This window comes from Winogradskyella sp. (assembly GCF_013213975.1).
Taxonomy (GTDB): domain Bacteria; phylum Bacteroidota; class Bacteroidia; order Flavobacteriales; family Flavobacteriaceae; genus Winogradskyella.
In genome coordinates this window covers 1-25,562 of the sequence record NZ_JABSST010000031.1, presented here as the reverse complement: position 1 = coordinate 25,562, position 25,562 = coordinate 1, and the positions used below count along the sequence as shown (strand labels likewise).

The 25,562-nt window shown below is 33.9% G+C and carries 30 protein-coding genes; 18 read left to right on the top strand and 12 right to left on the bottom strand.

The features are described from left to right. The first annotated feature begins 20 nt into the window (after nt 1–20). Nucleotides 21–674: a peptidoglycan-binding protein LysM gene (locus HRU49_RS06370; RefSeq protein WP_296355313.1), complete on the top strand. Its 654-nt coding sequence runs from the start codon at nt 21–23 to the stop codon at nt 672–674. Here the strand turns inward: HRU49_RS06370 and HRU49_RS06365 are convergent. The 4 genes from HRU49_RS06365 to dnaA all read right to left on the bottom strand — a co-directional run bounded on the left by HRU49_RS06365 (nt 671) and on the right by dnaA (nt 4,746). Next, nucleotides 671–1,387, bottom strand: a complete 717-nt coding sequence (locus HRU49_RS06365; RefSeq protein WP_296355311.1) for an SAM-dependent methyltransferase — start codon at nt 1,385–1,387, stop codon at nt 671–673. The two genes, HRU49_RS06370 and HRU49_RS06365, sit on opposite strands and share 4 nt — an antisense overlap. Nucleotides 1,388–1,389: 2 nt before the next feature. Continuing rightward, a complete protein-coding gene (locus HRU49_RS06360; protein ID WP_296355309.1) occupies nt 1,390–2,778 on the bottom strand; it encodes a PQQ-dependent sugar dehydrogenase in 1,389 nt (462 codons plus the stop codon). Between the two features lie 62 nt (nt 2,779–2,840). Continuing rightward, the gene (locus HRU49_RS06355) at nt 2,841–3,305 is read right to left on the bottom strand and encodes a low molecular weight protein-tyrosine-phosphatase (protein ID WP_296355308.1); all 465 of its coding nucleotides are present in this window, start codon (nt 3,303–3,305) and stop codon (nt 2,841–2,843) included. Nucleotides 3,306–3,318: 13 nt separating this feature from the next. Then, on the bottom strand, nt 3,319–4,746 hold the full coding sequence (gene dnaA / locus HRU49_RS06350; RefSeq protein WP_296355306.1) for a chromosomal replication initiator protein DnaA: 1,428 nt from the start codon (nt 4,744–4,746) through the stop codon (nt 3,319–3,321). A 199-nt stretch (nt 4,747–4,945) separates the two neighbouring features. Between dnaA and HRU49_RS06345 the strand changes: the two genes are divergently transcribed. Beyond that, nucleotides 4,946–5,353 (top strand): thioesterase family protein, encoded by a 408-nt coding sequence (locus HRU49_RS06345; RefSeq protein WP_296355304.1) that lies wholly within the window; start codon nt 4,946–4,948, stop codon nt 5,351–5,353. Here the strand turns inward: HRU49_RS06345 and HRU49_RS06340 are convergent. Then, nucleotides 5,348–5,953 (bottom strand): YigZ family protein, encoded by a 606-nt coding sequence (locus tag HRU49_RS06340; RefSeq protein ID WP_296355302.1) that lies wholly within the window; start codon nt 5,951–5,953, stop codon nt 5,348–5,350. The genes HRU49_RS06345 and HRU49_RS06340 overlap by 6 nt on opposite strands. Nucleotides 5,954–6,130: 177 nt before the next feature. Between HRU49_RS06340 and HRU49_RS06335 the strand changes: the two genes are divergently transcribed. Continuing rightward, nucleotides 6,131–7,738 (top strand): aryl-sulfate sulfotransferase, encoded by a 1,608-nt coding sequence (locus tag HRU49_RS06335; RefSeq protein ID WP_296355300.1) that lies wholly within the window; start codon nt 6,131–6,133, stop codon nt 7,736–7,738. Between the two features lie 56 nt (nt 7,739–7,794). On the opposite strand, the gene HRU49_RS06330 is transcribed toward HRU49_RS06335, so the two are convergent. Genes HRU49_RS06330 through HRU49_RS06315 form a run of 4 tightly spaced genes read right to left on the bottom strand, consistent with a single transcriptional unit; the run spans nt 7,795 to nt 10,707 of the window. After that, nucleotides 7,795–8,643 (bottom strand): EamA family transporter, encoded by an 849-nt coding sequence (locus HRU49_RS06330; protein ID WP_296355297.1) that lies wholly within the window; start codon nt 8,641–8,643, stop codon nt 7,795–7,797. After that, nucleotides 8,640–9,257, bottom strand: coding sequence for an HAD-IA family hydrolase (locus HRU49_RS06325; protein ID WP_296355295.1), 618 nt, complete (start codon nt 9,255–9,257; stop codon nt 8,640–8,642). The genes HRU49_RS06330 and HRU49_RS06325 overlap by 4 nt, the downstream gene beginning before the upstream one ends. Further along, a complete protein-coding gene (gene ribD / locus HRU49_RS06320; RefSeq protein WP_296355293.1) occupies nt 9,244–10,248 on the bottom strand; it encodes a bifunctional diaminohydroxyphosphoribosylaminopyrimidine deaminase/5-amino-6-(5-phosphoribosylamino)uracil reductase RibD in 1,005 nt (334 codons plus the stop codon). The genes HRU49_RS06325 and ribD overlap by 14 nt, the downstream gene beginning before the upstream one ends. After that, nucleotides 10,249–10,707 (bottom strand): LEA type 2 family protein, encoded by a 459-nt coding sequence (locus tag HRU49_RS06315; RefSeq protein ID WP_296355291.1) that lies wholly within the window; start codon nt 10,705–10,707, stop codon nt 10,249–10,251. 61 nt (nt 10,708–10,768) lie between these two features. Between HRU49_RS06315 and HRU49_RS06310 the strand changes: the two genes are divergently transcribed. The 6 genes from HRU49_RS06310 to HRU49_RS06290 all read left to right on the top strand — a co-directional run bounded on the left by HRU49_RS06310 (nt 10,769) and on the right by HRU49_RS06290 (nt 15,539). After that, nucleotides 10,769–11,260, top strand: coding sequence for a GNAT family N-acetyltransferase (locus HRU49_RS06310; RefSeq protein WP_296355289.1), 492 nt, complete (start codon nt 10,769–10,771; stop codon nt 11,258–11,260). 2 nt (nt 11,261–11,262) lie between these two features. Beyond that, on the top strand, nt 11,263–12,135 hold the full coding sequence (gene prmC / locus HRU49_RS06305; protein WP_296355287.1) for a peptide chain release factor N(5)-glutamine methyltransferase: 873 nt from the start codon (nt 11,263–11,265) through the stop codon (nt 12,133–12,135). Then, entirely contained in the window at nt 12,135–12,374 is a 240-nt protein-coding gene (locus HRU49_RS14695; RefSeq protein WP_363146386.1) for a hypothetical protein, read from the top strand. The genes prmC and HRU49_RS14695 overlap by 1 nt, the downstream gene beginning before the upstream one ends. 18 nt (nt 12,375–12,392) lie before the next feature. Further along, on the top strand, nt 12,393–12,716 hold the full coding sequence (locus HRU49_RS14690) for a TIGR00730 family Rossman fold protein (RefSeq protein WP_363146384.1): 324 nt from the start codon (nt 12,393–12,395) through the stop codon (nt 12,714–12,716). Next, on the top strand, nt 12,717–14,711 hold the full coding sequence (ligA, locus tag HRU49_RS06295) for an NAD-dependent DNA ligase LigA (protein WP_296355285.1): 1,995 nt from the start codon (nt 12,717–12,719) through the stop codon (nt 14,709–14,711). A gap of 99 nt (nt 14,712–14,810) precedes the next feature. Next, nucleotides 14,811–15,539: a hypothetical protein gene (locus HRU49_RS06290; protein ID WP_296355283.1), complete on the top strand. Its 729-nt coding sequence runs from the start codon at nt 14,811–14,813 to the stop codon at nt 15,537–15,539. 3 nt (nt 15,540–15,542) lie between these two features. On the opposite strand, the gene HRU49_RS06285 is transcribed toward HRU49_RS06290, so the two are convergent. From HRU49_RS06285 to HRU49_RS06275, 3 genes are read right to left on the bottom strand one after another with little or no spacing between them, the layout of a single operon-like run. Then, nucleotides 15,543–15,932: a DoxX family membrane protein gene (locus HRU49_RS06285; protein WP_296355281.1), complete on the bottom strand. Its 390-nt coding sequence runs from the start codon at nt 15,930–15,932 to the stop codon at nt 15,543–15,545. 58 nt (nt 15,933–15,990) lie between these two features. After that, nucleotides 15,991–16,902: a metallophosphatase gene (locus tag HRU49_RS06280; protein WP_296355279.1), complete on the bottom strand. Its 912-nt coding sequence runs from the start codon at nt 16,900–16,902 to the stop codon at nt 15,991–15,993. Between the two features lie 6 nt (nt 16,903–16,908). Continuing rightward, nucleotides 16,909–17,670 (bottom strand): 5'-nucleotidase, encoded by a 762-nt coding sequence (locus HRU49_RS06275; RefSeq protein ID WP_296355277.1) that lies wholly within the window; start codon nt 17,668–17,670, stop codon nt 16,909–16,911. Between the two features lie 70 nt (nt 17,671–17,740). Here HRU49_RS06275 and HRU49_RS06270 point away from each other — a divergent pair, with 70 nt between their 5' ends. The 9 genes from HRU49_RS06270 to HRU49_RS06230 form a co-directional block, all read left to right on the top strand. Then, the gene (locus HRU49_RS06270; protein WP_296355275.1) at nt 17,741–18,259 is read left to right on the top strand and encodes a hypothetical protein; all 519 of its coding nucleotides are present in this window, start codon (nt 17,741–17,743) and stop codon (nt 18,257–18,259) included. Then, on the top strand, nt 18,259–19,143 hold the full coding sequence (gene dapA, locus HRU49_RS06265) for a 4-hydroxy-tetrahydrodipicolinate synthase (RefSeq protein WP_296355273.1): 885 nt from the start codon (nt 18,259–18,261) through the stop codon (nt 19,141–19,143). The genes HRU49_RS06270 and dapA overlap by 1 nt, the downstream gene beginning before the upstream one ends. 108 nt (nt 19,144–19,251) lie before the next feature. Continuing rightward, entirely contained in the window at nt 19,252–20,052 is an 801-nt protein-coding gene (gene bamD, locus HRU49_RS06260) for an outer membrane protein assembly factor BamD (RefSeq protein ID WP_296355272.1), read from the top strand. 11 nt (nt 20,053–20,063) lie between these two features. Then, a complete protein-coding gene (locus HRU49_RS06255) occupies nt 20,064–20,390 on the top strand; it encodes a DNA-directed RNA polymerase subunit omega (protein WP_155087189.1) in 327 nt (108 codons plus the stop codon). Between the two features lie 6 nt (nt 20,391–20,396). After that, nucleotides 20,397–21,608, top strand: a complete 1,212-nt coding sequence (gene coaBC / locus HRU49_RS06250) for a bifunctional phosphopantothenoylcysteine decarboxylase/phosphopantothenate--cysteine ligase CoaBC (protein ID WP_296355267.1) — start codon at nt 20,397–20,399, stop codon at nt 21,606–21,608. After that, nucleotides 21,601–22,488: a DUF4835 family protein gene (locus HRU49_RS06245; RefSeq protein ID WP_296355266.1), complete on the top strand. Its 888-nt coding sequence runs from the start codon at nt 21,601–21,603 to the stop codon at nt 22,486–22,488. The genes coaBC and HRU49_RS06245 overlap by 8 nt, the downstream gene beginning before the upstream one ends. Nucleotides 22,489–22,561: 73 nt before the next feature. Then, complete coding sequence (gene recN / locus HRU49_RS06240) at nt 22,562–24,214, top strand: DNA repair protein RecN (RefSeq protein ID WP_296355265.1); 1,653 nt, start codon at nt 22,562–22,564, stop codon at nt 24,212–24,214. 42 nt (nt 24,215–24,256) lie between these two features. Next, nucleotides 24,257–25,069, top strand: a complete 813-nt coding sequence (locus HRU49_RS06235; RefSeq protein WP_296355264.1) for an SDR family oxidoreductase — start codon at nt 24,257–24,259, stop codon at nt 25,067–25,069. Nucleotides 25,070–25,259: 190 nt separating this feature from the next. Beyond that, nucleotides 25,260–25,562: hypothetical protein (locus HRU49_RS06230; RefSeq protein ID WP_296355262.1), on the top strand; the 303-nt coding region annotated here is incomplete at its 3' end.

Sequence of the window (25,562 nt, the reverse complement as noted above, 5' to 3'; positions counted from 1 at the left end):
TAAATTTAAAATTGGCTGTTATGAATAAAAATAGCATTAAGAATATAGTTTTGCCATTTGTAATTTGTTTGCTTATTGCACTGGCATTATACCCAGATTCTAATTTAGATTCTAAATTGTATTCTACTGAAGGTTTAGATCTTAATTATAACATTTCAGCTGAGCTGGCTATGGCTGAAGATCACAAAACTAATGCGACAATTTTCACTCCACATTTAGGAAAGTCTTTTGAAGGTTTTAAAGAGGCTTTGGCTTTTAAAGAGTCTCAAGGAGATTATTTTACGGTTAATACCTTAGGTTATTTAGGAAAGTACCAATTTGGATCTGAAACGTTGAAGCTTATTGGTATTTATACACCAAATCAGTTTTTGCATAATCCAGAACTACAAGAAAAAGCATTCATTGCAAATGCATCTCGCAATAAATGGATATTAAGAAATGACATTAAGCGTTTTGATGGCGAGTTTATAGGAGGTGTAGAAATTACAGAATCTGGTATTTTAGCAGCTGCTCACTTGGCCGGGCCAGGAAGCGTTAAAAAGTTTTTACGTAGCTATGGTGCAAACAATTTTGCGGATGCTTATGGTTCTACGGTTAAGTATTATATGAGAAAGTTTTCTGGCTATGATACGTCATTAATTGAGCCTAACAAAAAAGCGAAGGTCAGACTTTAGTCTTTTTGAATTATGAAAATTGCTGGTCTTTTGTGAAAATCTTCTTTGCTGTATTTCCAGCTCTTAGCAGGCATTGTTTTAATGAACTCCGTTGGAAGGGTAAGGTCACAAGCAACACAGACCCTCGTACTAGGCTGTAATGTGTTCATTAGATCCTCTAATAACTTCATGTTTCTGTAAGGAGTCTCTATAAAAATTTGCGCCTGATTTTGATCAGAAGACAAACGTTCGAGAGTCTTGATTTTAGATTTGCGTTCAGATTTATCAATTGGAAGATACCCATTAAAACAAAAGCTTTGACCATTCATACCTGATGCCATTAAGGCTAAAACTATGGATGACGGTCCAACTAGAGGAATGACTTTTATATTCATTTCATGCGCCAAACCTACAATATCAGAGCCAGGGTCTGCAATGGCTGGGCATCCAGCTTCTGACAATAATCCTATGGATGTACCTTCTAAGCAAGGATTTAAAAATGTATGTCGTTCCCCTTCTGTAGTATACTTGTTTAATACACTGAGTTTTAATTTTGGCTGAGATTTACTTGGTGATACACGTTTAATAAATCGACGTGCTGTTTTTTCATTCTCAACAATATAATCATCAATATGTTCAATTACTTTCTTAATAGCAATTGGTAATACTTCCAAGGGTGGATTATCTCCTAGCCTTGTTGGAATAAGATATAAATCGCCGAGTTTTTTGGTCATAATTAATTAATGACAAACTTTTTAGTGAGTTGTGTAGTGTTTTTAGTTTGAATTTTCAATATATAAAAACCATTTTGTAAAGCAGATATATCTATAGTATTTATTGGGTTTTCAGTTCTAAATTTAGACATTACCATTTTTCCCTGAAGGTCATAAATATTGATTTCTGTTGAGGAATCATATGCTAGATTGGAACAATCCAGACTTAGAATATTCTTTGTAGGATTTGGAAAAATTGACACCGAATTCAATGAATTATCTTCTACACTAAGTAGAGCGTCTGTGAGCCTAAATATGTTACCACCTAGTGTTGAAACAAACAACTCACCGTTATTAGCTTCACCAAAAGCAACAAAGCCACCTGAAAACGTTTCAAATGTAGAGTTCCAAACGCCATTATCAAATGCTAAATATCCAACTTCTTGGGTGCAAACATCTGCAAAGAAATATTTTCCGACCAGATTAGGGTAAACACTACCACGATAGACATAACCGCCAGTAATAGAACATCTACCTCCTGTGTGTGCATACTCTGATACCGGAAAGGTAAGCGTATTACTATTAGGACATCCACTTAAATTGAAGGCATTATTTCCTTCGTAACATCTCCATCCATAATTAAGACCAGCCAAGGTGTGCGAAACTTGATTAATTTCTTCTATAGCGTTTTGCCCAACATCTGCTATCCATAAATCATTATTACCACTATCAAATGAAAATTTCCAGGCGTTTCGAAGACCATAGGCCCAGATTTCATCTCTAGCAGAAGCATTACTTACAAATGGATTATCTGCAGGAATAGCATAAGGGTTGGATACTGTCGAATTGTTTACGTCAATTCTTAATAATTTACCTAGTAAATTTGTAAGGTTCTGTGAGTTATTTTGAGGATCACCACCTGATCCACCATCACCACTAGAAATGTATAAGTATGCATCAGGGCCAAATTGGAGTTCGCCGCCATTATGATTACTAAATGGTTGTGAAAATGTAAGGATTACAAGCTCTGAGTTTGGATCCGCTATTTCAGGGTTAATGCCAATTCTTGAAAATCTTGAAACTACAGTATTACCAGAATTGTTAGTGTAATACACAAAAAAATACCCATTTGTTGCATAGTTAGGATGAAAAGCAAGCCCTAATAATCCTTGCTCATTTCCAATGCTTCCAACTCTGGATTCAATGTCTAAAAAATTGGTGCTTTCAGTTGTACCATTGGCATTAAGGATTTTTATTATGCCATCTTGTTCCATGACAAACAAACGATCATCTCCAGCATGTTTTAGGTTAACAGGTCTATCAAACCCAGAAGCAAATAAGTCGAGTTCTAGATCTTGTGAAAAAGATAAAGTGAAGCATAAGATGCACAACACAGTCGTTAATAGTTTCATAGCAAATGTTCTAGGGAGTCTGTTACTAAATTACAAAAAATTAACAAATGTTAAGAAAGAGCTTATAAGTGTTTGTGTTTTAATCGTTCTGCAAGTAATTCTGACGTTGAAGAAATTAATTCATAAACATGTTCAAATCCGTCTGCCCCACCATAATATGGGTCTGGGACATTTTTATCTGTGATATTAGGATTTTCTTCTAAGAATAATTTGACTTTTCCAATATCTGCATTTGACTTAGCTAAGCTTATAATATTGTTATAATTTGAAGAATCCATAGCAAAGATATAATCAAAAGTATCGAAGTCGGACGCAATAAATTGTCGTGCACGTTGTTGGTGAATTGCGATACCGTATTTATTGGCTACATTAATAGATCTATGATCGGGTTTGTTGCCAGCGTGGTAGGCAGCAGTACCTGCAGAATCAACAAAAAAACTAGACTTTGGTAGTTTGGATTCTAATATACCATGGGCTAATGGTGAACGACAGATATTGCCTAAACACACCATTAAAATTCGTGTCATTTGAATAAGGAATTTATAGCGATAGCTTTTTCGCTAAATCTTCAACGTACTTTCTAAATTGCTTATCTGTTGATGAAAGGTTATCAACTGTTTTACAAGCATGCAAAACCGTGGCATGATCGCGTTGTCCAATCTGAGAACCTATACTCGCTAAAGATGCTTTGGTATATTTTTTAGCAAAGAACATTGCTAGTTGACGCGCTTGTACTATATGGCGCTTACGCGTTTTAGATTGAAGCGTACTTACATCCATTTGGAAATAGTCTGATACCACCTTTTGAATGTAATCTATAGATACTTCTCGTTTTGTATTCTTTACAAACTTTTCAACGATATCTTTTGCTAAATTGATTGTGATTTCCTTCTTATTGAAAGATGATTGTGCAATAAGAGAAATAATAGCCCCTTCGAGTTCTCTAACATTAGTCTTAATATGCTTCGCCACGTATTCGATAATCTCTTCGGGCATTTCAACGCCATCTCTGTAAAGCTTATTTTTTAAAATAGATACGCGAGTTTCAAAATCTGGTGTTTGTAATTCAGCTGAAAGGCCCCATTTAAATCGAGATAACAAGCGTTGTTCTATATCTTGCATATCTACAGGTGGTTTATCACTTGTTAGCACAACTTGCTTTCCGTTTTGATGTAAATGGTTGAAAATATGGAAGAATACATCTTGAGTTCCTGTTTTTCCTGATAAGAACTGAACGTCATCTATAATTAAAACATCAATAATTTGATAAAAATGAATAAAGTCATTTCTGTTGTTCTTCTTAACAGAATCTATGTACTGTTGTGTGAATTTCTCAGCTGAGATATATAAAACTGTTTTCTCTGGATATTTATCTTTAATATCAACACCAATAGCATGGGCTAAATGTGTTTTACCTAACCCTACGCCACCGAAGATTAGTAAAGGATTAAAAGAGGTTCCTCCTGGCTTGTTAGCAACCGCAATGCCTGCATTTCTAGCCAATCGATTTGAATCGCCTTCTAAGAAGTTTTCAAAAGTGTAACTTGGATTAAGTTGTGATTCAATTTTTACATTTCTTATTCCCGGGATAACAAATGGATTTTTTAATTCAGGACTTTTATTATTAAATGGAACATCTACTTCCTGCGATTTAACAGGTGTTCTATTTGAACTGGGAATTTTTTCAGTAAAAGGTTGTTTGTTACCATATGTGTTTTCCATTTTGATAACGTATACCAATTTTGCATCTGCTCCCAACTCTTTAGTTAAGGCAACCTTCAAAATTTTCACATAATGCTCTTCTAACCACTCGTAGAAAAATTTACTAGGCACTTGTATACTTAAGGCATTGCCTGAGCACTTTACGGCTTGTATGGGTTCAAACCAAGTCTTGTATGCTTGTGGTTGAATATTATCTTTTATAAAGGCGAGACAATTACTCCATACAGATTCCGCTGTGATCTCCATTCGTTAAGTTTAGATTTTCGTTGTTAGTTAGATTAGCAAAAAAAAAGAGAATTGGGAGTCTCTCGTCGTTTTAACTAAGACAAATATGTGAACAAAATTTTTAAAAAAAAAATCGTTTTTTATTGAATTTATAGATATTTTTTCTCATGTTTAATCCAAATAGAAAAATACAATTTTTTTTTCAAATAAATCCATCTTATTGGAATTTAATGAGACAGAAATAAGAGTGCGTTATGGCGAGACAGACCAAATGGGTATTGTATATCATGCCAATTACGCAGTATATTTTGAAGTTGGTAGAACAGAATGGCTTAGAGCGTTTGGCCTTACCTACAAGGGGATGGAAGAAGAAGGTATTATGCTGCCTGTTATTTCACTATCCATAAATTACAAAAATTCAGCGCGTTATGATGATGTTCTTAAAGTAAAAACACGCCTAAAAAAGATACCCAAAGTAACCATTGAATTTGAGTACGTATTGCAAAAAAAATCAGGCGAATTACTAGCCACTGGCAGCACAATTTTGGCCTTTGTAGATATGAAACACAATAGACCAACGAGATGTCCAAAATATCTTTTAGACAAACTGCAAAATTATTCGTTATAATTCAGTTATTTGAACACCAAAAAACTGAGTAAAATGCTCAAAGACGTTCAAAGCGATACCTTTTCTGACAGATATTTCTAACAAACAGTTTTCTTCTAGTTTTTGATTAATTATCTCAGCGTCTTTTTCTTTTAAGATCCGCATGACCTTACTCATGTCCTTATAGTCAAATTTTAATCTAAAATTTTGATCAATGGTTTTTGATATGATTTCAGAAGCGTTTATGGCATTCTTTGCCGCAGTTTTGTAAGCATTTATTAATCCACCAACTCCTAACTTCACACCGCCATAGTATCTCACAACAACAATCAAAACATTTGTTAGTTCATAGGATTGAATTTGCCCATATATGGGCATTCCAGCTGAGTTATTAGGTTCGCCATCGTCATTGGCTCTATACCTCAAGTTTTCAGTACCAATTTGATAGGCATAACACCAATGTCTTGCAGAATAATGTCGCTTTTTAAGACTTTCTAGAAGTGGTTTAATCTCCTTTTCAGATATAATAGGATAGGCAAACCCAAAAAATTTACTGTGTCTGTCTTTAAACTGAATGCCTTCAGAGGATTTTTTAATCGTGTAATATGTGTCTTTATCCATATGAACTACGAATATAATAATAGGAACAGCACTAGGAGAAAATTAATTCTGGTTATAGGACAGTACTTTCCTAAGTTAAATGTATTTGGTGAGTCTAATCTTTCATTTACTGTCACGAGCAATCAGTTTTTAATTTTTAATTAGGTTAATTATATTTGTAGAAAAAAGCAATAAGTTATGAACAAGACTCTACTATTAATGACCCTGTTATTCCTAAATTATGCCATGTCTCAAGAGACAGTTGGATTGGTCTACAACAATGTTAATCTCGAAAAATCACCTGGTTATACTTTGTTTACTTCTTTGAATGACAATAGAATACTTCTTATTAATAACTGTGGAGAGGTTGTAAACCAATGGACAAGTGATTGGGGAACTGCACCAAACCAAACAAGCAGAATGGTTTATCTACTAGAAAATGGGAACTTATTATTGGGTAGTGGTTTTAATGTTCAGATTAAAGATTGGAATAATAATCCTGTTTGGGGTATTAATTACCAAGATGAATTTGGTTTTAGAATTCATCACGACATTGAACCACTCCCCAATGGAAATATTTTAGTATTAGTCAGAGATCCATACACAAATACTGAAATGTTTGATGCAGGTTTAGACACTTCTTTCACGGAAGATACTCTAGTTTTAGAGCGCATTGTAGAGATTCAGCCAGTTGGTACTGATACCGCTAATATTGTTTGGGAATGGAAGCTTTTTGATCATTTAGTACAGGAGTTTGATGCCTCAAAAGCTAATTTTGGTGTAGTAGCAGACAACCCTCAACTGTTAGATGTTAATTATGAAGATGGTCATGGCACAAATCCTATACATGCAAATGCTGTTGAGTATAATGCAGCTTTAGATCAAATTGCAGTTTCTTCAAGACATTTAAAAGAGGTATTTATAATAGATCATAGCACCACTACCGTTGAAGCTGCTGGTCATACAGGTGGAATTTATGGCAAGGGAGGAGATTTTCTATGGCGATGGGGAAATCCTGAAGTTTATAATAGGGGTACTTTGAGTGATAGAAAGTTAGGTAGACAGCACGATATTAAGTGGATAGAAGACGGTCCGCATGCAGGAAAACTCTCTGTGTTTAGCAATGATGGATATGGTACTGATTTAGCAGCATCTTCTATTCATATCATTGATCAAAATGACACTAATGGTGTATACGCAATGAGTGCTGGAAAGTTTTTACCGGAAGATTACTTTTGGTCTTATGATGGTACAGTGATGGGAGAAATAGTTTTAGAAGGGAGCAGAAGTGGTGTCCAAATTATGTCTAACGGAAATGCCTTGATTTGCGAAACCAACAGAGGACGATTTACAGAAGTTAATGGTCTTGGCGAAGTGGTATGGGTTTATGAAATACCTACCGCTCAAAACAATACTTTTAATCAATTTGAAACTCCTATTGGTACAGGTTCTTTTAGAGCACATAGATACCCTGAAAATTATCCAGCATTTAGCGGTGTAACTTTCAATAACACCGGTATTATAGAAGACGTTAATTCTATATCAGAAAATTGTTCTAATTTATTATCGGTAGGTGATCAAGTTCTTGCTGAATTAAGTGTTTACCCAAATCCTACCAAGGATATTTTAAATTTTAATTCGAATGATCGTATTGATACAATTGAAGTTTATAACATAACTGGAAAGGTTATTTTAAAGGCTGAAAATGCGGATTACATTAACTTAAGTGATTTAACAGATGGTATGTATATGGTTAAAATATCAATTGGTAATAATTCTGAAGTCATTAAAATACTAAAACAATAGTCAAAATATAATATTATTTAAAGACCCTTTCATTTTAATGTTAGGGTCTTTTTAATTTAAATCGTTACAAGAATTATTGAAGCAATGGCGATTAATATACCTAGCCAATTTTGCTTTGAAATATGTTCTTTGAAAAGTATTAGTCCTACAAGAGCCGAAACTCCAACAATGGCTACATTATTAATCGTGAAAATATTAGAGCTTTCAAATCCCTCTATTCTTAGAGCTTTCAATAGAAAATACATTGAGCCATAATTAACAGTGACTAAGGCAAAACCAAAAGGGACGGCTTTAAACTTAAACTTAGACTCATTTTTAACAACGTTATAAATACTTATTATAATTCCAATAAATCCTGCCACTGCAAAAATTACTGTTAAGAATAAAGGGATATTATTTTCAGGTGCAAAATGATTGACACTTGTATCTATTATACCAGACCCAAAGAATAATAATAATGGTAAATAAACAGACTGTGTTAATACAGTATCATCTTTTCGTTTGATAGATGTGAGAAATACAGCAACCAAGGCCAATATAATTCCAATGGTTTTTTGAATACCGATACTTTCCTTATAAATAAGAATGCCAAAAAGAATTGGGATTATAACACTCATTTTACTTGCAACAGATGCAACGGAAAGCCCATTTTTTTGAGCTGTTAGTGCCATGACATTGAATATTGAAATGAACAGAAAGCCTAAGGCTATTGCAACATATACCCATGAGGAATTTACTATGGCTGGAAAACTCGTGCTTTGTTCTGAAAAAACAATTCCACAAGTACCAGCGGTGATATAATTAACGACAATAGCATGCAGTGTGTTTATATTATGCTTTTTAAAGAGTTTAAAAAGTATAAAAATTGATGTAGATGATAATATACTAAGACTTAAATAAATCAAAACAGCGCTTGTTTGGTTTCAAATATAGTTATGATATCCTCTTTAGTTTCATCAATAGTCCATGTATTAAAACCTAGCTTGTCTGCAGTAAGAGTATTATCTTTAGTGTCATCGATAAAGAGGCATTCGTTTGGTTTTAAACCATTTTCTCTCAAAACAAACTCAAAAATATCAGTATTTGGCTTTCGTAGATGTATTTCATGTGATAAATAAAATTTATCAAAGCAAGACTTAAAGTCTTGGTAAAAACTCACGGATGAGGCAATAAAATTGATGTGCATTTCATTGGTGTTGCTCAAAAGCATCAAGTTAAAAGACTTATCCTGAGCCAAATTTTGAATAAACTCTAAACGATGTGTAGGGAAATCTTTAATGATAAAATTCCAAGCATCAATAATTTCCGCTTCATTTAGATTTGGAAATTTATTACTATAAAATTTTAAGAATTGCTTGGTAGAAATTGCTCCAACTTCATATAGAGTATTGGTGTTAAGCATATCCTTTTCAAATGCTTTTACTTTAAATAGGTTTAAAGCATTTTGCATAGCCCCTTCTTTATCTAAATTGATAAAGACGTCACCAAAATCGAATATTAAAGTGCTAATTTTTGACATAAACTTTTAATGTATCCTTTAGAATGCGAGTTTCAGATTTAAGACAACCATTAAATTTTGGAGCTTTAATGCCATTTTTAAAGAGAACAGAACCGTAAAAGACAAAAGCTTCATCCCAAAGTTCTTCATCAATAAATGACTGAATGGTTTTTGACCCACCTTCGATTATGACTGAACTAATATTTTGTTTAAAAAGATATTTACTAATCTGTGCTGCAATAGGTAAGTCATAGTTGATATGATCTTCTAATAGCCTAATTGTTTTTGCTTTAGTGTTAAAAACAGCGTACTCAACATCTAGTTTTTTCGACCTATCTAACACAACTCTTATTGGGTTTGGTCCTTTCCAATCCCTTACGGTCAAGCTTGGATTATCCTCCATAACGGTAGTAGTACCAACTAAAATAGCATGTTCTTCAGATCTCCATCTATGCACCAATTGTCTGGAATAGGCGTTAGTTATCCAAACAGGTTGTTTCTCTTTTTTTGTTTTAGGAGCGATATATCCATCACCAGACTCAGCCCATTTTAAAATAATGTAAGGTCGTTTTTTGTTATGAAAGGTAAAGAACCGTTTATGATGGTTTTTACAGTCTTCCTCAAGAATACCTAGAATGACTTCGCATCCTGAGTCTCTTAATTTTTTAACACCTCTACCGGCAACTTCAGGATTATCGTCTATGCATCCAATAACTACTCTTGGGATTTGATGTTTAATTATCAAGTCACTACAAGGTGGTGTTTTTCCAAAGTGACTGCATGGTTCTAAGGTAACGTACAAGGTACTTTCTGATAATAGAGAAATGTCATGCACAGAATTGATTGCATTAACCTCAGCATGACTGCCACCATAAGGACTTGTATAACCTTCCCCAATGATTCGGTTATTATAAACAATAACAGCGCCAACCATAGGATTTGGTTGTGCCGTTCCTAGGCCATTAGATCCTATTTGAATACAGCGTCTTATATAGTCTTCGTGGGAGTTCAATTACAGTTTTATTTTAATATTTTGGGTTTCATTAACATCATATGTTGAGGAATATCCTAGTACTTTATATTTTATTTTGCCTTTATACTGTACTTTCAAATTTTGAGATATTAGACTGCTCAATAGGCCTCCAACACTTTTTTTATCGATAATGCTGTCTGTTGCAATGGACACGGTTAGTGGTATTTTAAAATCTTTTCTCTTAGGTACTTCAAATTCTTTAGAAATAAATTTTGCAACTTCGAAATCATTGATGTAGACTTTGAGATTGTCAGTTTTTAATTGACCACTTAGGTCATTTGGGTTTGTAAAGTGTGCATCGGCACTAATGGTAATATTCTTGATGTTTGAGTCTAAAATCTTAATATTATCAATGCCAATAAACTCAGGTTGTTCATTTATTGAACAGTTGAAAAGTAGTGTAAAAAATAGTAAAATGAATGGTAATCTATTGGTCATAAAAGTTTAAATATGGCTATCTTGAAACTTATTTAATTACAGTATAAAATAATATTTCAAGGTGGGTAAAGATACTATTGTTATTCGAGAAATTAAATCCGATGACGACCCAAAAATTGCTAGAGCCATTCGCTCCGTTTTAATAGAGCTAGGAGTGCCTAAGGTTGGTACAGCTTACGAAGACAAAGCTCTGGATTACATGACGGAAACATATAATCAACCTCGAAAAGCCTATTTTGTTTTGCAACAGAATGATGCAATTCTTGGGGGTGCTGGAATATCTCCTTTAGATAATTATGAAGGCAACGTATGCGAATTGCAAAAGATGTATTTTCTGCCTGAGGCACGCGGTGTAGGCTTAGGAAGTAAGATGATGTTCAAATGTCTTGAATTTGCTAAAAATGTAGGCTTTGATCAGTGTTATTTAGAGACAATGCCTTACATGGATAATGCTAGAAGATTGTATAAAAAAGTTGGGTTTGATTTTATAGATGAGCCAATGGGTGATACAGGGCATTATTCTTGTTCTGTATGGATGCTAAAAGATTTATAACCGTGAAAGCATTAGATCTAAAGCAAATTTTCCATAACGAGTTGAATGCTATCTACGGAAGGGACGAGGTAGAAACCTTTTATTTCTTGAGTACAGAGTTTTATTTTAATATTTCAAGATTGCAATTAGCACTAGACCCTGAATTCACGTTCTCAAAAATTGAAACAGGGCAGCTCATAACCGTATTAAATGAGTTAAAAGCTCAAAAGCCTATTCAGTATGTCCTCGGGGAGACTGAATTCTATGGTTTAAAATTTAAGGTAAATTCTGATGTTCTTATCCCAAGACCAGAGACTGAAGAGCTTATTAACTGGATTGTCAAGGATAATGCAAGTAGGCAAACTAATAAGAAACTTAAGATTTTAGATATTGGAACAGGTTCTGGATGTATTGCTATTGCACTTGCAAAGCACATACAAAATGCAACTATATATGCCTTAGATGTTTCAGAACAGGCTTTAGATGTAGCAAGAACGAACGCAGAGGATAATCAGGTAAATATTCAATTTATAGAGGGAGATGTATTAGATAAAACTTCTTGGAGTTGTCAAATGGACGATTTAAATTTTGATGTTATCGTTTCTAATCCTCCTTATGTACGGTGTTTAGAAAAACAAGAAATGAACCCTAATGTATTAGACAATGAGCCCTCATTAGCTTTGTTTGTTGATAATGAAAATCCTCTTCAGTTTTTTGATGCAATAGCAGCATTAGCTGTTGATAAGTTGAATATTGATGGTCAATTATTTTTTGAAATTAACCAGTATCTTGGAAAGGAAATGGTGACGCTATTAGACGCTTATAAGTTTGAAGGTGTTGTGTTAAGAAAAGATTTAAATGGTAACGATAGAATGATAAAAGGACATATGATTTAATGAAAAGTATATCTGTGTTTTGCGGCAGTAGTGAGGGCAATGATCAAATGATTATTGAAACAGCTTATCAATTGGGACAAACACTTGCCAAAAATGCTATTGCATTGGTTTATGGTGCGGCTAAAATTGGCATTATGGGAAAAGTTGCAGAAGGAGCTCTTGAAAGAAATGGTAAGGTGATTGGTGTTATTCCGCATTTTTTAGAAACTAAAGAAATTGTTCATTATGGTCTTAACTAAATTATATAAACATACATTTTGCACGATCGAAAGGCAATATTTTATGATAGAAGTGATGGATTTATAATTATTCCTGGTGGGTTTGGTACAATGGATGAGTTTTTTGAAATTACAACATGGGGGCAATTGGGGCTTCATTCTAAGCCTATTGGTATTTTAAATATTAATGGGTATTACGATGCGTTGATTCAACAATGTAAAATAATGGTAGATCGTGGATTTTTGAAACAGGAAAATTTAGATGCAGTTGTCATGGATACAACAATTGAAGGGTTGTTGGAAAAAATGAACAATTTTGTGCCATTGCCAGCACCTAAATGGTTAAATAAAGAAAGATTGTAGATGACAATAGAATTGAAAATACAAGAGTTACGTGACGAACTTCGTCAACATAATTATAATTATTACATCCTCGATAATCCAACGATTAGTGATTATGAGTTTGATATGAAATTAAAGGAACTTCAAGCTTTAGAGGATGCCAATCCGCAGCTTTTTGATCATAATTCTCCAACCCAACGTGTAGGCGGTACTATTACAAAGAACTTCAATACTATTGTTCATGATTTTAGGATGTATTCTCTTGATAATTCCTATTCGAAAGAGGATTTATTAGACTGGGAGAAGCGAATCAAAAAAATGGTTGACGGTGAGGTTCAATATACTTGTGAACTCAAGTATGATGGTGCTTCAATAAATTTGACTTATGAGGATGGTAAGTTGATACGTGCTGTTACTCGAGGGGACGGAGTACAAGGTGATGAGGTTACACCCAATGTGAAGACTATAAAAACAGTTCCATTACAGCTAAAAGGTGATTTTCCAAAACGATTTGATATCAGAGGGGAAATTATCTTGCCTATTGAAGGTTTTTTAAAAATGAATAAAGAGCGTATTTCTAATAATGAAGAGCCTTATAGAAATCCTAGAAATACAGCTTCAGGAAGTTTAAAATTACAAGATAGTGCCGAGGTGGCAAAACGTCCGCTTGAATGTTTGTTATACAGTATTAAAGGCAACGATTTACATATATCAACGCAATATGAAGGGCTGGAAAAAGCAAGAGTTTGGGGATTTAAAGTCCCAAAAGAAGCTAAATTAGTTAACTCCATTGATGAGGTTTTAGACTTTGTGGCGTATTGGGATGAGCACCGTCATAATTTGCCTTATGAAATAGATGGTGTGGTTATTAAGGTGAATAGTTTATTTCAGCAAGATGAACTAGGGTTTACGGCTAAAGCACCGCGATGGGCTATGGCATATAAGTTTAAAGCAGAGCAAGTTTCTACACGACTCAATGAAATTACATATCAGGTAGGAAGAACGGGAGCTATAACACCTGTGGCAAATTTAGAACCAGTTCAATTGGCAGGCACTATCGTTAAACGCGCATCCTTACATAATGCAGATCAAATAGAGAAATTAGATATTAGAGTAGGAGATGCGGTATATGTAGAAAAAGGCGGTGAAATTATTCCTAAAATTGTTGGCATAGATTTAAGTAAACGACCCAAAGATTCTCAACCAACAGTTTACATTACGCATTGTCCAGAATGTGGAACGGAACTGATTAGACCCGAAGGAGAGGCCAAACACTATTGTCCAAATGACAGTGGATGTCCTCCACAAGTCGTAGGTCGTATCCAGCATTATATCTCAAGAAAGGCTATGGATATTGAGGGATTGGGTGGTGAAACAGTGGCTTTATTGGTCAAAGAAAGTTTAATAACCAATTATGCAGATCTTTATGAATTAACTGTAGATCAAATTATTCCTTTAGAACGAATGGCTGAGAAGAGTGCAGAAAACTTAGTAAAAGGCATTATGGCATCTAAGCAAATCCCTTTTGAACGTGTCCTTTTTGCTCTGGGAATAAGATACGTGGGCGAAACAGTTGCAAAAAAATTAGCGAAACATTATAAGTCTATAGATGCTCTAATGTTCGCATCTATGTTAGATTTAATTAGTGTAGATGAAATAGGGGATCGTATTGCTAAGAGTGTTGTTGAATTCTTTTCGATTGAGGCTAATAAGTCGATTATTGCACGATTGAAGCATTATGGTGTTCAATTAGAAATTTCTGCCGATAAATTAGCTAATCAAACAGATAAATTAAAAGGTCAAACTTTTGTGGTTTCTGGTGTTTTTGAAACAGTGTCTAGAGCAGATCTTAAAAAGCTCATTGAAGACAATGGTGGTAAAGTGTCGTCTTCAATTTCTTCAAAGACCAGTTATGTTGTGGCGGGAGATAAAATGGGGCCTAGTAAAAGGACTAAGGCTGAAAATTTAAACATAACAATATTAACTGAAATAGCATTTTTAGAGTTGATGAAATAAATTCTTACAATAAATGAGTGTTATCGCCGATTAAAAGCATTTTTTTTCGTTTAATTGCAGAATATTTTTATATTTGTTGCGTTAGTAAGGGATTAGTTAATGTTAATAAATAGAACCTTAAAAGTATTATTGCTATTACTAGGCTGTATTTTTATAGTGCTGCAGGGGCAGGCTTTGGAGTTGGAAGGAGCAGCAGTAAGTGCAGTAATGCTAGTGATTTTAACAATCCTTTATTGTAAATGGACAGAAAAGAAGTCGAAATTATTTTTTTGGTTTATAGTAGTTTTTACAATAGCGCATGTGCTTAGCTATTCGTCTTGGTTTTTTGAGCCCATTGAGCATTACGAAATAGATCTATTCTATTATACTGCTAATATTTTATATATTATTTCTTATATTTTTCTAATTCTTAGAATCACTTCAGAGTTAGATTTTAAGAAAGTATTTACAGAATTGACTATTCCTCTTATCATACTAGTATCTTTAGATGTTTTTTGTGTGGTGTTAGTTACAGATACAACGAAAGGTGCATTAGATATTTCTCAATATATTTTGGAGTTCATCTACAATGCAGTTATTATGGCATTGCTATCTGTAGCTTTGATAAATTATATGTATAGGAATGATAATAAATCCATGTTAATCCTTATTGGATCTATCTGTATCGTTTTTTCTGAGATTATTCAATTGGCTTATTATTATATTTTAGAGGATGATCGAAGCCTAGGATTCATATATTCGTTCTTCCTTGTGGTTGCATTTATATTTTTCTATTTACAATCTCAAGTCCAATTTACTGGTCCGATCCCGGAGTATGCAGATGAATAATATTTAACTAATTTTTTGCCCTATTAAAGGAATAGCCTTTCTCTGATTAATTAAAATTATTCCACTTAGAGTAAAGGTCACAACAGCTGTATAAAATAATACACCTCCATCACCTTTAACTACAATTCCGATTTCTGTGAGATGCATCATTATTGCGCCTCCAATAAGTCCTAGTGTTAATATTGCGCCAGCCCATGCGGTTTTTGGAATTAAAAGAAGTATGCCAGCTATAAGTTCCAATATTCCTATTCCGATTCTACCAAAAGGTTCTAAGCCCACAGTCTCAAAAATGTATACACTGTCTGGGTGCGCCGTAAACTTAAAACGAAGTGTTTGAATTAAAATAACCGCAACTGCAATTCTCAATACTAAAATTATTTTGTTAGATTTCATGTTTTCGTTATTTAGTTGAAATCTTAGACGTCAGATTTTAAGCACCTTACAAAAATTACTAAATTAATATAGTTGTCCCTTCCGACTGAGTTTCCTTTCCAGTTTTAAAATAAAAATCAACTCTACCTAAGTAAAGGCCATAGGCACCGACTTGATTTACCAATACATTTTTTCCTTCACTGTTTTTTTCTATCGTAGGTTTTGGCAGGAAAGTATGTGTATGTCCACCAATAATTAAATCAATGTTTTTTGTTGAGCGTGCTAAATTTAAATCGCAAACGCGATCAGGCATATCACTGTAATAATAACCAATATGCGAGAGACAAATCACTAGATCACATTGTTCTTCCTCTTTTAATATTCTTGACATGTCTTGGGCAATTTCAATTGGATTATGGTAAATAGTTTCTTTGTACATATCTTTATTTACTAACCCTTCTAGCTGGATGCCAAGCCCAAAAATACCAATTTTAATATCATTCTTTGTAAACGTTTTATAAGGCTTCACGAAGGTGTCAAGGACTGTGTTAGAGAAGTCATAGTTTGCAGAAACAAAATCAAATTTTGCATGTGGCATTTGCGCAAGTAAGCCATCTACACCATTGTCAAAATCATGATTACCAATGGTTGCTAAATCGTACTTTAGCATACTCATGAGTTTGAACTCTAATTCACCTCCATAATAATTAAAGTAAGGTGTTCCTTGAAAAATATCACCAGCATCAAGTAATAACGTATGTGGATTCTGTTTTCTAATGGATTCTACTAAAGTTGCCCGCCTTGCCACTCCACCTTTGTTTGGGTTCCGACTGTCTTCTGGTCCAAAAGGATCGATATGACTATGTACATCGTTGGTGTGCAGAATAGTTATTCTTTTACTTACATCATCGAGGGAATGCATGGATGAACTTCCTAAACTTAATAATGCAGTTGCTGCACTCGACTGTTTTATAAATTGTCTTCTTTTCATTTTGGATTAGTCAGTTTTCATGATAAAGCGATTATCATGTTTAGGATTAATAGTGTCTTGTTTTTTAAAATAATCAATCATTACACTTCTTATCTTATAATCTAACACATACAGGCTATCATTCGGATGAAAAAAGGTCATTCGGTTACCGCCATTATATAAATAATCATTAGTTGCTACATAATAGGTTTTTTTTGGGTCAATTTCTTGTCCGTCTACAGTAGCTGATTTCACCGACGAGTCTTCATTGATAATAAGTTGAAACGTTTTTGATAATGGGTGTGCTCTTCCTCCTGTAGCTAAAAATTCTGACATCAATACTAATTGTTTGCCTTTTAGGGCAACAACCACAACAGAGTTTTCAAATGGCATAATTTCAAAGGCAGTTCTAATTTTTATATCACCCTCTGATATAGCTGCTCTTATTCCGCCATGATTAAGTAAAACAAAATCGATATGCTTACCAGTTCGCGAATAAAAAATGGGATCACTTTCTTCAAGTACAGCATCTGCCATTAAATTCCCGATAGCCGTGTTGTATTGAGTGTCGTTTTTTGAGTAAGAATCTGGTGCATAAGAAATAACACTATCCATATGTCTATTGACACTTTCTCTATAAGGTTTAATAAACTTTTCTATTGTTGGATCTGATTTTAGATTTTCATCTATATCTAATCGCTCTCCTTTAATATTTGAGAGGTAATAATCGCTATCACAAGAAAAAATCATAAGTAACAGCAGAAGTTTTAGCGTATGTTTAATAGTCATTGAATAACTTCTAAATCGTTAACAAAAAATTGGGAGTGCTTTTGCTAAATTTGCACAACGTTAAAGATATATGTTTTTAAAAGCTTTTAAAGAAAAATCGAATCGAAAGTACATTAACAAATTGTTAGATGCTCCTAAGGTAGCAAAGTCTTGCAATAAAATTAAAACTATTGTGGTTTTACTTTGCCTAGATGATTATGCTGATTTTGAAGTTTTTAGACAGTATTTTAGGGGCTTAGGGTTGACATCTCCAAAGCATAAAGTAATTGCTTTTACTAAAAATGACAAATTTGAATCAAGTCAATGGGACACCCATTTTAGTCCAAAGGATTTTGGATGGAATGGGAAAATTAATAATGTTGATTTAAAATCCTTGATAGATGAACCTTACGATTGTTTAATAAGCTACCATAAAAAGGACATATTGGAATTGGATTTAATTACTGCAATGTCTAAAGCTAGGTTTAAAGTTGGTTTAAGTAAAGAAGAAGAGCGCTTATATGATTTAATAATTGATATTAAACCACAGGAGATTGAAGTTTTTAAGAAAGAATTAGAAAAGTACCTTAATATTTTAAATAAATTATAATGACCCAGTTTGTTGGCACAGGAGTAGCCTTAATCACTCCATTCAATGCAGATTTAAGCATTGATTTTGATGCTTTAGAGCGCTTAGTTGAACTAAATATTGAAAATGGCACTGAGTACCTTGTTATTAGTGGAACTACAGGAGAAAGTGTAACGGTAACTTCTAAAGAAAAGAAACAGCTCATTAAATTTATTGCGAAGGTCAACAAGGGTAGATTGCCTTTAGTTTTAGGTGTTGGAGGTAATAATACAGCGAAAGTTGTTGAAGAACTAAAAACTTCAGACCTTTCTGATATTGACGCCATTCTTTCGGTTTCGCCATACTATAGTAAACCTACACAAGAAGGCTTATATCAACATTTTAAAGCTGTTGCCGAGGCAACAGTTAAACCGATTATTCTATATAATGTACCAGGTCGTACTTCAAAAAATATGGAGCCTACTACAACAATACGACTTGCAAATGATTTTGATAATATTATTGCTGTAAAAGAAGCAGGTAATAATGTGCATCAATATTTAGAGTTGTTAAGGACAAAACCAAAAGACTTTTTAGTCCTTTCCGGAGATGATGATTTAGCCCTAGGGGTTGCATTAGCTGGTGGATCTGGAGTAATTTCAGTAATTGGTCAGGCGCTTCCAAAAGAGTTTTCTGAAATGATTCGATTGGGTATCGCAGGCAAGGCCAAAGAGGCTTATGATGTTCATTTTAAACTCATGCCTATCACCGGAATGATATTTTCAGAGAATAATCCAGCCGGAATTAAAGCTGTGTTGGAAGCTTTAGATATTTCTAAATCGCATGTAAGATTACCACTTGTTGAGGCTTCAAAAGAATTAAAAAAAGCAATTATAGAAGAGCTTAGCAATTTGGGCAAACGTTAAACTTAATGTAAATTATAATTCGCGTTTAAAACTGAAGTTATATTAGCGTATCAATTTTGTTTTTAAAATCCGTTAATAATACGTAGTTTTGCGTCCTGTTTAAAATTTATGAAGAATGCATTTAATATACTGTTTATAACCCTTTTACTAGTTTCATGTAGTGATTTTCAGAAAACATTACGTTCTGAAGATGTTGCTGCCAAATTTGAAATGGGTACCGAATTATTTGACGCTGAAAAATGGAGCAAATCATACAGATTGTTAAACCAAATCCTCCCTCAATATAGAGGAAAGCCTCAGGCAGAGAAGTTAACGTTTATGCACGCCATGTGTTCTTATCAGATGAAAGATTATTATATAGCAAGTTATCATTTCGATAAGTTTAGAGATATATATCCACAAAGTGAACGCGTTGAAGAGGCGGCATTTTTGTCGGCTAAGGGTTATTATTTTAATTCACCAGTATATTCTAAGGAGCAAAAGGAAACCGTTGAAGCCATTGAAAAACTGCAGCTATTTGTTAATGCATACCCAAACTCCAAATACTTAAGTGAAGCAAATACCCTAGTCAAAGAATTAGATTTTAAGCTAGAAAAGAAAGCTTACGAAATCGCAAAACAATACGATCTAATTAGAGACTATAAGGCCTCAATTAAATCGTTTAATAATTTTCTTTTAGAATTTCCTGGGACAACATTGAGAAATAAAGCTATGTTTTACAGGTTAGACGCTGCTTACAACCTAGCCCTACTTAGTATCGATGAGTTAAAAGAAGAGCGTTTGAACGATGCCTTAGGATATTATAACGCCTTCATTAAAGCGTATCCTAGTTCTGAATTTATGGATGAGGCTCATAGAATGAAAGACGAAATACAACAAGAGTTAAACACAATAACGACAAAAAGTTAATCATTATAAAGATGGATTTAAAGAAGACAGATGCACCAGTAACCACTGTAACTTATAACAGAAATGAAGTAGATGCACCAACTGATAATATCTATGAAGCGATCTCGGTTATTGCAAAGCGTGCAGAACAAATTAATACTGACATTAGACGTGAGTTAATCGACAAACTAGAAGAGTTTGCAACATATAATGACAGTCTTGAAGAAATTTTTGAGAACAAAGAACAAATCGAAGTTTCTAAGTTTTACGAAAAGTTACCTAAGCCACATGCTTTAGCAGTTAAGGAGTGGTTAGATGATAAGATTTATCACAGAAACACTGAGGATACTCAGGAATAAAATTTCATGTCTATTCTAAAGGGCAAAAACATTTTATTGGGCATTACCGCAGGTATTGCCGCTTATAAATCTGCCAGTCTGGTCAGATTATTTATTAAAGCGGGCGCTAACGTAAAAGTAGTTATGACGCCTGCTTCTAAAGATTTTATTACTCCGCTTACGCTTTCTACATTATCCAAAAATCCAGTGTATTCATCCTTTGTAGACGAAGAAGATGAGGGGCAGGTTTGGAACAACCATGTTGAATTAGGATTGTGGGCAGACCTTTTTATAATTGCTCCAGCCACAGCTAATACCATGGCAAAAATGTCAAATGGTGTTTGTGATAATATATTGCTCGCCACTTACCTCTCGGCAAAGTGCCCTGTATACTTTGCCCCAGCAATGGACTTAGACATGTATAAGCATCAATCGACTAAGGCGTCTTTTGAAAAATTAAATGCCTACGGTAATAAAATGATTCCTGCAGGTACGGGAGAACTTGCTAGTGGTTTAGTAGGAGAGGGGCGAATGGCAGAGCCTGAAGCTATTGTAGACTTTATACAAAAAGATATACTCAGTAAATTACCGCTTAGAGGTAAAAGCGTTCTAATCACGGCCGGACCAACATATGAGGCCTTAGATCCAGTGCGTTTTATTGGGAACCACTCAAGTGGAAAAATGGGATTTGAAATTGCAAATGCAGCTGCAAATTTAGGCGCTGAGGTTATTTTGGTGACTGGTCCTACGCATGAAAAAATAAGCCACACTTTGGTTAATGTAAAACCAGTAACAAGTGCTGAGGATATGTATAATGAAGTGCATAAACACTTCGAAAATTCTCATATTGCTATACTTTCAGCAGCAGTTGCAGACTACAGACCAAAAACAGTTGCAGATCAAAAAATAAAAAAGAAGGATGCAACGTTTAGTATTGAGTTAGAAAAAACACAGGATATTTTAAAATCCTTGGGAGAAATTAAAAAGGATCAGTTTTTAGTTGGTTTTGCATTAGAAACTAACAACGAATTGGAGCATGCGCAAGGCAAACTAAAGTCAAAAAACTTAGACCTGATAGTACTTAATTCCTTAAAGGATAAAGGTGCAGGTTTTGGAGTATCCACAAATAAAGTTACATTTATAACATCATCAAATGATGTTATTGAACATTCGTTAAAATCCAAAGCTGAAGTTGCTTCAGATTTAATGAATCAGATACAAAAACAATTACATGCGTAGACTCATCGTTTTCTTAGCGTTTTTAATTTCAGGTATTGTGAGCTCTCAAGAACTCAACTGTACCGTTAATGTCATTGCACAACAAACAGGTAATGACAATAATGTAGTTTTTAAGACCTTAGAAAAGCAGCTTAATGAGTTTGTAAATAACACACAATGGACTGAAAAAGGGTTCAGTGTTGAAGAGCGCATTAACTGCAGTATGGTTATAAATGTTACGAGTTACGAAAATGACCGTTTTAATGCAACACTTCAGGTGTCTTCATCCAGACCAATATTTAACTCAACGTACAGTTCTCCTGTATATAACTACAACGATAAGGATTTTAATTTTCAGTATTTAGAATTCCAGAATTTAGTTTACAATCCTTTACAGTTTGAGTCTAATCTTATTTCTGTGTTGTCATTTCATGTGTTTATGATTTTAGGGATGGATGCAGATTCTTTTGCATTAAATGGTGGTGATGAGTTTTTTGCTCAAGCCCAAACGATTGCTAATTATTCGCAACAATTAAATGGACAAGGTTGGAAACTAGAAGATGGTCTTCAGTCACGATTTGCACTAATAGATAATTTGCTTTCGCCAACATTTAAAGAAATCCGTTCTACTATGTATGATTACCATATTACAGGATTGGATATAATGGCAGACGATGCCAAAAAGGGAAAAGTTCAAGTGATTTCTACTTTAACGGAACTACAGGAAATTCACAAAAGACGACCAAATTCCTATTTGATGCGTGTTTTCTTCGATGCTAAGTCAGACGAGTTAATGGATATACTATCAGGAGGACCTAGTGTTAATATTACCGATGCCGTAGATATTCTTAATAGAATCGCACCAATGCATTCTCAAAAATGGCGCAATATTAAATTTTAGTTCTTCAAAATTTATTTTTCCATCTTTTTCTTAATTCAGATTCAATATTTTTGTAGTGTAAAATCTTTGTTTTTTGATTACATCCCTTTACATAAAAAATTACGCTCTTATTGATGAGCTTAATGTCGAGTTCAACAATGGGTTGACCATAATAACAGGTGAGACTGGTGCTGGTAAATCCATATTACTTGGTGGTTTGTCTTTGGTGTTAGGTAAACGGGCAGATTTGAGTCAGATTAAAAATAAAGACCATAAATGCGTCATTGAGGCGGTTTTTGATGTTGCAAATTACGATCTTAAATCCTTATTTTCCTCTTTAGATTTAGATTATGATGTACAGACGATAATTAGAAGAGAGATTTTGCCTTCGGGAAAATCAAGAGCATTCATTAATGATACACCAACCACTTTAGATCATCTCTCTAGGTTAAGTCAACATCTTATAGATATACATTCTCAGCATCAAACACAACAATTAATCGAGAACGAATACCAGTTTAAAGTAATTGATGCATTGGCAAATAATGACAATAATTTATTTAAATATACTAAAACACTCAAGGCGTATAAATCACTTCTTAAATCTATTGAAGTGTTAACACAGTCAAGAGCAGAATTGGTTAAAGAGTACGATTATAATCTATTCTTAACAAAAGAGCTTAATGAGATAAATCTTGAAAATATTGACTTAGAGCAATTAGAATCTCAATACGAGCAGCTAAATAATGTAGAGGTTATCAGTGAAAAACTTGGGAACGCTAAGGCTATTTTAAGTTCTGAAAACCAAGGTGTAATTGATCAGTTAAATACCGTAAAACAAGAGTTGAACAGAATTTCTTCTTTTGGGAAAACGTACGAAGAATTAAACGAAAGAATTACCAGCGTTCACATAGAGTTAGATGATATTCTTACGGAATTGGATAACCTGCAAGACCAATTGCTAGCAGATCCACTTGAACTAGACCGTATAAATCAACAGTTACAACATATCAATAATTTATTTCATAAGCATGGTGTAAATACTATTGATGAACTATTGGCAATAAAAAAAGATTTAGAATCTAAAGTCTCAAATACAGAAAGTCTTGATAATACAATTTCGGAGAAAGAAAATGAGCTATTTGATTTAAATAAAGATTTAGATCAAGTTGCCTTAAATATCAGAAACAAAAGACAAGCCATTATCCCAATATTGATTGAAAAATTAGAATTAATGACCTCAGATCTTGGGATGCCAAATGCTAAATTTAAAATTGAATTGGAGCCTCTAAATCAGTTTAGTGCAAATGGAAAAGATGGCCTTCGATTTCTTTTTATGGCAAACAAAGGTTCTAGCTTTAATGAATTGAAAAAGGCGGCTTCTGGTGGTGAATTGTCAAGAATTATGCTAGCTATTAAATCTATTTTATCTGAATACATTCAATTGCCTACAATTATGTTTGATGAGATAGACACAGGGGTATCTGGTGAGATTTCAAATAAAATGGGTAATATCATGAAGCATATGAGCAGTAAAATGCAAGTTTTTGCTATTACACATTTACCTCAAATTGCAGCGAAAGGAGCGTCGCATTATAAGGTTTATAAATTTGACGAAAAAGACGAAACTTATACACAACTTAAACGCTTAGATGAAGACGAACGTATCGTTGAAATTGCCCAAATGCTTGGAGGTTTAGAAGTGACGGAATCGGCAATGGCTCACGCAAAGCAATTATTGAATTAATACTATATTTACAACCGAAAAAACTGACTAAAAACATATACTATGTATAACTTACTTAAAGGAAAAAAGGGAATAATTTTTGGTGCATTAGACGAAAACTCAATTGCATGGAAAACAGCAGAACGCGTGCATGAAGAAGGTGGTGAATTTGTTTTGACAAATGCTCCGGTGGCTATGCGAATGGGACAGATTAATGCTCTGGCAGAAAAAACAGGTTCTCAAATTATTCCAGCAGATGCTACTTCAGAAGAAGATTTACAAAATCTTGTTGAAAAATCCGTGGAAATATTAGGTGGTAAGTTAGATTTTGTATTGCATTCTATAGGCATGTCTATTAATGTAAGGAAAGGACGAGCTTATACAGATCAAAAATACGATTGGACTCAAAAGGGAACTGATGTATCGGCAATGTCTTTTCATAAAGTAATGCAAACTTTATATAAGGCGGATGCAATGAATGAATGGGGAAGTATTGTAGCTCTGACTTATATGGCGGCCCAGCGTGTATTTCCAGATTATAACGATATGGCAGATAATAAAGCCTATTTAGAAAGTATTGCAAGAAGCTTTGGCTACTTCTTTGGAAGAGATAAAAATGTAAGAGTAAATACAATTTCTCAGTCACCAACACCAACAACGGCAGGTAGTGGTGTAAAAGGATTTGATGGATTTTTAGCTTATGCAGATAAAATGTCTCCATTAGGAAATGCTACAGCTATGGATTGCGCCAATTATACAGTCACTTTATTCAGTGATTTAACTAAGCGTGTTACACTTCAAAATCTTTATAACGACGGTGGATTTAGTAACATGGGTGTTAGTGATGCTGTGATGGATCAGTTTATGGAAAAGTAGATTTATTACATAAATATTAGAAGAGCACCTCTTTATCAGGTGCTCTTTTTTATTAGGTTACAATTTTAAAATTCAATCTAAGTAGTATAACGTTTTTAATTGCTTTTAATCGATTTGCAAGATATAGTTTATCGCATTAACAATGAATTAACATATTTTTAGAGCATTACTAACATTATCTTAAATTTTAATGAAAAAAATTACTCTGATTTTATGCGTATGCATATTATCATCAATGGGGCTTTATGCTCAAGGTGATACTTTTGCCACTGCAACTCCAATAACCCCTTCTACAGAAGGAACAGGATGTGCGTCATTTAATTTCTCGTACGATGCCACACTTTTTACTGATAGTGGTATGGATGGAAGTTGTAATACAACCAATACTGGATTTGATGTCTTTTACACATGGACGGCAACAACTGATCGCTTTATATGGACTGATGGTGCTGGTAACCCAGGTTTCGTAATTAGAGATGCAGGAACAATGGCA

Excerpts from the sequence above, each read along its gene's own strand:
- HRU49_RS06285 (WP_296355281.1), bottom strand. The coding sequence starts at position 15,932 with ATGAAATCTAACAAAATAATTTTAGTATTGAGAATTGCAGTTGCGGTT.
- HRU49_RS06280 (WP_296355279.1), bottom strand. The coding sequence starts at position 16,902 with ATGAAAAGAAGACAATTTATAAAACAGTCGAGTGCAGCAACTGCATTA.
- HRU49_RS06315 (WP_296355291.1), bottom strand. The coding sequence starts at position 10,707 with ATGACCAATAGATTACCATTCATTTTACTATTTTTTACACTACTTTTC.
- HRU49_RS06245 (WP_296355266.1), top strand. The coding sequence starts at position 21,601 with ATGCGTAGACTCATCGTTTTCTTAGCGTTTTTAATTTCAGGTATTGTG.
- HRU49_RS06325 (WP_296355295.1), bottom strand. The coding sequence starts at position 9,257 with ATGTCAAAAATTAGCACTTTAATATTCGATTTTGGTGACGTCTTTATC.
- ligA (WP_296355285.1), top strand. The coding sequence starts at position 12,717 with ATGACAATAGAATTGAAAATACAAGAGTTACGTGACGAACTTCGTCAA.
- coaBC (WP_296355267.1), top strand. The coding sequence starts at position 20,397 with ATGTCTATTCTAAAGGGCAAAAACATTTTATTGGGCATTACCGCAGGT.
- dnaA (WP_296355306.1), bottom strand. The coding sequence starts at position 4,746 with ATGGAGATCACAGCGGAATCTGTATGGAGTAATTGTCTCGCCTTTATA.
- HRU49_RS06355 (WP_296355308.1), bottom strand. The coding sequence starts at position 3,305 with ATGACACGAATTTTAATGGTGTGTTTAGGCAATATCTGTCGTTCACCA.
- HRU49_RS06255 (WP_155087189.1), top strand. The coding sequence starts at position 20,064 with ATGGATTTAAAGAAGACAGATGCACCAGTAACCACTGTAACTTATAAC.
- dapA (WP_296355273.1), top strand. The coding sequence starts at position 18,259 with ATGACCCAGTTTGTTGGCACAGGAGTAGCCTTAATCACTCCATTCAAT.
- bamD (WP_296355272.1), top strand. The coding sequence starts at position 19,252 with ATGAAGAATGCATTTAATATACTGTTTATAACCCTTTTACTAGTTTCA.
- HRU49_RS06235 (WP_296355264.1), top strand. The coding sequence starts at position 24,257 with ATGTATAACTTACTTAAAGGAAAAAAGGGAATAATTTTTGGTGCATTA.
- HRU49_RS14695 (WP_363146386.1), top strand. The coding sequence starts at position 12,135 with ATGAAAAGTATATCTGTGTTTTGCGGCAGTAGTGAGGGCAATGATCAA.
- HRU49_RS06360 (WP_296355309.1), bottom strand. The coding sequence starts at position 2,778 with ATGAAACTATTAACGACTGTGTTGTGCATCTTATGCTTCACTTTATCT.
- HRU49_RS06290 (WP_296355283.1), top strand. The coding sequence starts at position 14,811 with ATGTTAATAAATAGAACCTTAAAAGTATTATTGCTATTACTAGGCTGT.
- HRU49_RS06275 (WP_296355277.1), bottom strand. The coding sequence starts at position 17,670 with ATGACTATTAAACATACGCTAAAACTTCTGCTGTTACTTATGATTTTT.
- HRU49_RS06340 (WP_296355302.1), bottom strand. The coding sequence starts at position 5,953 with ATGGATAAAGACACATATTACACGATTAAAAAATCCTCTGAAGGCATT.
- HRU49_RS06335 (WP_296355300.1), top strand. The coding sequence starts at position 6,131 with ATGAACAAGACTCTACTATTAATGACCCTGTTATTCCTAAATTATGCC.
- HRU49_RS06270 (WP_296355275.1), top strand. The coding sequence starts at position 17,741 with ATGTTTTTAAAAGCTTTTAAAGAAAAATCGAATCGAAAGTACATTAAC.
- HRU49_RS06370 (WP_296355313.1), top strand. The coding sequence starts at position 21 with ATGAATAAAAATAGCATTAAGAATATAGTTTTGCCATTTGTAATTTGT.
- HRU49_RS06365 (WP_296355311.1), bottom strand. The coding sequence starts at position 1,387 with ATGACCAAAAAACTCGGCGATTTATATCTTATTCCAACAAGGCTAGGA.